Origin of the sequence: Acidisphaera rubrifaciens HS-AP3 (assembly GCF_000964365.1) — a bacterium.
GTDB lineage: Bacteria > Pseudomonadota > Alphaproteobacteria > Acetobacterales > Acetobacteraceae > Acidisphaera > Acidisphaera rubrifaciens.
This window is the reverse complement of sequence record NZ_BANB01000653.1, coordinates 1-4,314: the sequence shown is the minus strand read 5'-3', so window position 1 is coordinate 4,314 and position 4,314 is coordinate 1. Positions and strand designations below refer to the sequence as shown.

General features: G+C 72.2%; 4 protein-coding genes and 1 pseudogene. All 5 read left to right on the top strand.

The window, feature by feature from the left end; all coding sequences use genetic code 11:
* A pseudogene (locus B8460_RS15885) lies at window positions 1-209 on the top strand (hypothetical protein); the annotation flags it as partial.
* Window positions 210-230: 21 nt separating this feature from the next.
* Window positions 231-1,199, top strand: a complete 969-nt coding sequence (locus tag B8460_RS15880; protein WP_048862586.1) for an NADPH:quinone oxidoreductase family protein — start codon at window positions 231-233, stop codon at window positions 1,197-1,199.
* 118 nt (window positions 1,200-1,317) lie between these two features.
* Window positions 1,318-2,367 (top strand): glycosyltransferase family 61 protein, encoded by a 1,050-nt coding sequence (locus tag B8460_RS15875; RefSeq protein WP_048862585.1) that lies wholly within the window; start codon window positions 1,318-1,320, stop codon window positions 2,365-2,367.
* 76 nt (window positions 2,368-2,443) lie between these two features.
* Window positions 2,444-3,304, top strand: coding sequence for a class I SAM-dependent methyltransferase (locus B8460_RS15870; protein ID WP_048862584.1), 861 nt, complete (start codon window positions 2,444-2,446; stop codon window positions 3,302-3,304).
* A 138-nt stretch (window positions 3,305-3,442) separates the two neighbouring features.
* Entirely contained in the window at window positions 3,443-4,021 is a 579-nt protein-coding gene (locus B8460_RS15865; RefSeq protein ID WP_084623740.1) for a fasciclin domain-containing protein, read from the top strand.
* The last annotated feature ends 293 nt before the right edge of the window (window positions 4,022-4,314 follow it).

Genomic DNA, 4,314 nt, shown 5'->3' with positions numbered 1-4,314 from the left:
TGACGGCCGCGGTAGCGGAGGGCGACGCGCGCCTGCTGGCGGAGCAGGCCGCGCTGGTGCTCCAGGGCGCGCTGCTGGTGCGCCACGCGCCGGGGCCGGTCGCCGATGCTTTCTGCGCCAGCCGTCTTGCCGGGGGCGGCGGCCGGGCGTACGGCACCATGGCCGGGGCGGACGTGCCGGCGATCGTTGCCCGCCTGGGCAGCGCCTGACGACAACGGGGAGGCGGACGCATGCGTGCGGTGATGTGCGAGGAGTGGGGCGGTCCGGAGCGGCTGCGCATCGTCGAGCGTACGCTGCCGCCGCCGGGTCCGGCGCAGGTGCATGTGCGGGTGCGGGCCGCCGGCGTGAACTTTCCCGATATCCTGATCATCCAGGCCAAGTATCAGGTGAAGCCGGAGCTGCCGTTCACCCCCGGCGCCGAACTGGCGGGCGAGGTGATCGCGGTGGGCGCGGACGTGACCGGCCTCGCGCCCGGGCAGCGCGTTCTCGCCTACAACACGACCGGCGGCTTCGCCGAGGACGCGGTGGTCGAGGCGTCGAACTGCATGCTGCTCCCGGACGGCATCGACGATGCGGTGGCGGGCGGCTTCATCCTCGCCTATGGCACGTCGTGGCATGCGCTGCGCGACCGCGCGCATCTGCGTCCCGGCGAGACGCTGCTGGTCCTGGGCGCGGCCGGTGGCGTCGGGCTGGCGGCCGTCGATATCGGCCGGGCGATGGGCGCGCGCGTCATCGCCGCCGCCTCGTCGGAGGCGAAGCTGGATGTCTGCCGTCGCTACGGCGTCGCCGAGACGATCAACTACGGCAAGGAGGACCTCCGCGAGGGGCTGCGCCGCCTCGGCGTGGCGCCGGACGTGGTCTATGACCCGGTCGGCGGCGCGATGACCGAAGCGGCGTTCCGGTCGATCGGCTGGCGCGGCCGCCACCTCGTCATCGGCTTCGCCGACGGCAAGATCCCCGCCCTGCCGGCCAACCTGCCACTGCTGAAGGGCGCGTCGCTGGTGGGTGTGTTCTGGGGCGCCTATATCCGGCGCGAGGCCAAGCACTGGGCCGACAGCGCCGCGGAGATGCTGCGCTGGCTCGCCGAGGGACGCCTGTCGCCGCTCGTCTCGCGCACCTACCCGCTCGATCAGGTCCCGGCGGCGCTGGACGACATCGCGGGGCGGCGGGTGACCGGCAAGATCGTCATCCTGCCATGACCGGGCGGCACCGGCCGCCGCGTGCCCGCGCGTTGTCTTAACCTCCCGGTCCTACAGACGCAGCCACCGGACCCGCCGGGCACCGGGCGGGACCGCAGGCCGTCGCACGGAAGCGCCGATGCCCGTACACCTGACCGACATCGCCGCCGAGGCCTCCGACATCGAAGCGGAGGCGGTCAACACCGCGACCGGCACGACGCTGCTGGGCGCGACTTTCACCGATGCCGGCCTGCGCGCCGCCTTCTCTCGGCGCGGCCACACGACGCGGCTGCGGCAATACACGGTCACCGGGGCCGTGTTCGACACCAGCCTGTGCACCATGCACCTGCATGGCCGCCTGATCGCGGAGACGGCGTATCTGGCCGCCGGGCATGAATGGACGGAGCCGGATGCGCGGGTCGACAAGGTGCTGAACGCCGATGCGGGGCACCGGCCGATCCTCGGCTTCAACCGTGGCTGGGCCGATTATCACCACTGGACGATGCAGGTCCTGCCGGCGATCGACCACGCGATCCGCACCTGCCGCGGCATGCGGCCGCTCTGCATTCTGCCGCAGATCGGCCGGTCGCAGGAGGCGACGCTGCGGCTGCTGGGGCATGCGCACGCCCGCTATGTCAGCGTCGCGCCGCATCAGCGGGTGCAGATCAGCGCGTGCCAGATCAGCGACCTGCTGACGGGCGGCGCGGACGCTGGCGTCTCGTTCGCCGTCCACGACACATGCCGCCGGCTTGCCGAGCGGGCGAACGCCACGGCCGACGCGGGCGAGCTTCTGTACGTGGCGCAGTCCGACGCGTCGCCCGCGCCTCTCGTCAACGAGGAGGCGCTGGCCCTCCGGCTCGGCCGGATGGGATTTCGCGTCGTCACGACCGCCGGGCTGACGCCCGAGGAGCAGATCGCGATCTTCCGCCGCGCCCGCGCCGTGGTGGGGCCACCCGGCACCGGGATGAGCAATATCGGCTTTTGTGCCCAGGGCACGCTGGTGTACGAGCTGGTGCCGCGCGCCGCGCCGTCGAACCGTCTAAGCCTGCTCGCCCAGGCAGCCGGCCTGATCTACGCCGCCGACCTGTTCGACGATCATCCGGCCGAGGATGCGGCCGAGGACGGGTGGCGGGCCGATCCGGCGCTGGTGGAGGCCCGGCTGGAGGAACTGCTCGATCTCGTCGCCTGATCGGGGCGCGCGGGCGCGCGCGGTCGTGGGCGGCGGCGGACTTGAACCGTTGAACGAGGGACGAGGCCGGCAATCGATGGAAGGCCCCTTTGTGGTGCTGGAGAGCGCGGACCCGGGCATCGGGCTCGCGTCGGCGGCGGGGACGGCACTGACCTCGGTCCTCGCCGGCCGATGCGACCTGCCGTCCTGGCTGCTGGCGCTGCCCGCCCTGTCGGGGCGTCGCTTCCGCCTGTGGCTGCATGCGATGATGCAGGCGCTGGAGGGCGGCCATCTGCTCGAGATCGGTACCGGCACGGGATCGACCGCGCTGTCGGCGGCGTGGCGCAACGGCGCGCGGGTGACGACGATCGACAACTGGGCGGACGGTCCGGCCGCCCTTGCCGCCTTCAACGCCCATCGCAGCCTGCTGCGCGCGCCCGACGCGGTGACGCAACTGGCGGCGGATTTCAGGGCCGTCGATTACGCCGCGCTGCCGTCGGCCGATGTCTTTTTCTATGACGGGCCGCTGAAGGCGGGGGACGTAGGCGCCGCCCTGCGGCTCGTGCAGCCGGCGCTGCGCGATCAATGCGTGCTCGTCATCGACGACTGGAACTTCCCGCCGCTGCGCGAGGAAGCGCTCGCGGTGATGGCCGATCTCGCGCTGCCGGTCATCTGGTCGGCGGAACTGCGCACGACGCTCGACGGATCGCATCCGGCGGTCGGCGGCGAGGAGAGCGACTGGCACAACGGCTGTTTCATCGCCGTGATGGACCGCGCGCGCGCGGGCGCGACGCGTCGGCTGATGGCGCTGCGGCTTGACGGCGGCCGGCACGGGGTCGTTGGCATGCCGGAGGCGCTCCCGCCGCTGCACGTCGTTGACTATCGTCTCGAGGGCGGCGCGCAGCCCGGCGACCGGTCGCTGCGTCCCCGCGGCACCGGGCAGACCTCGACGTTCTAACCACGCTCCGCCGCCCACGCCGGCCTGACCGCGCTCCTGCCTTCCGCCACGCGCGGCTGCATCCGCACGCACGCTTGGGCCGTAGGACGGACATGCGCGTGACGAACGCGCGCTGGCAAACAAAAGGAGCCTTCAAGGATGCGTCCGGTGTTTTCTGCTCGGCGACTCGTCGCCGCTCTCGTCGTTCCGCTGCTGTGCGGTGCGGTGCCGCTCGTCGCCGCCTATGCCGCGGAGGAGACGGTGATGGTCGGCGGCGCGCCGATGTACCCGTCGAAGAACATCGTCGAGAACGCGGTCAACTCGAAGGACCACACGACCCTCGTCGCGGCGGTGAAGGCGGCCGGTCTGGTCAGCACCCTGGAGGGGCCCGGCCCGTTCACCGTGTTCGCGCCGACCAACGAGGCGTTCGCGAAGCTGCCCCCCGGCACCGTCGAGACGCTGCTGAAGCCCGAGAACAAGGGCATGCTGACGGCGGTGCTGACCTATCACGTGGTGCCCGGCCGGCTGACCGCGGCGGATCTGATGGCGATGATCAAGAAGGGCCACGGCACCGCGATGCTGAAGACGGTGCAGGGCGAGCCGATCACCCTCACCTCGGATGGCGGGCATATTTACGTGCAGGGCGCCAAGAGCGGTGTCGCCGAGGTGACGATCCCCAACGTGATGCAGTCGAACGGCGTGATCCACGTCATCTCGTCGGTGCTCGTGCCGAACTGACCTGACGGCATCCGTCACGGTCATCGCAGGCACGCCCCGCCGGGGCGTGCCTGTCGCGTTTCCGGCGGCAGGACTGGCCACCGGATGATCCTCCGGCGTAACCGCCGCGCCGCCGCCGGCGCACCGCTATCGGGCATGCCGGGGGGGGAGCGGTTGCATGGCGGAACAGGGGACATGAGCGGCGCCCTCGCCGCGGCGCCGGGGCCGGGCTATCATGGCACGACAGGGGCCGGCCGCGGGGGCGCGATGCGGGGGACGGGAGTGCAGGACGCCCGGGACGGAGCGGCCGGACC

Excerpts from the sequence above, each read along its gene's own strand:
- B8460_RS15880 (WP_048862586.1), top strand. The coding sequence starts at position 231 with ATGCGTGCGGTGATGTGCGAGGAGTGGGGCGGTCCGGAGCGGCTGCGC.
- B8460_RS15875 (WP_048862585.1), top strand. The coding sequence starts at position 1,318 with ATGCCCGTACACCTGACCGACATCGCCGCCGAGGCCTCCGACATCGAA.
- B8460_RS15870 (WP_048862584.1), top strand. The coding sequence starts at position 2,444 with ATGGAAGGCCCCTTTGTGGTGCTGGAGAGCGCGGACCCGGGCATCGGG.
- B8460_RS15865 (WP_084623740.1), top strand. The coding sequence starts at position 3,443 with ATGCGTCCGGTGTTTTCTGCTCGGCGACTCGTCGCCGCTCTCGTCGTT.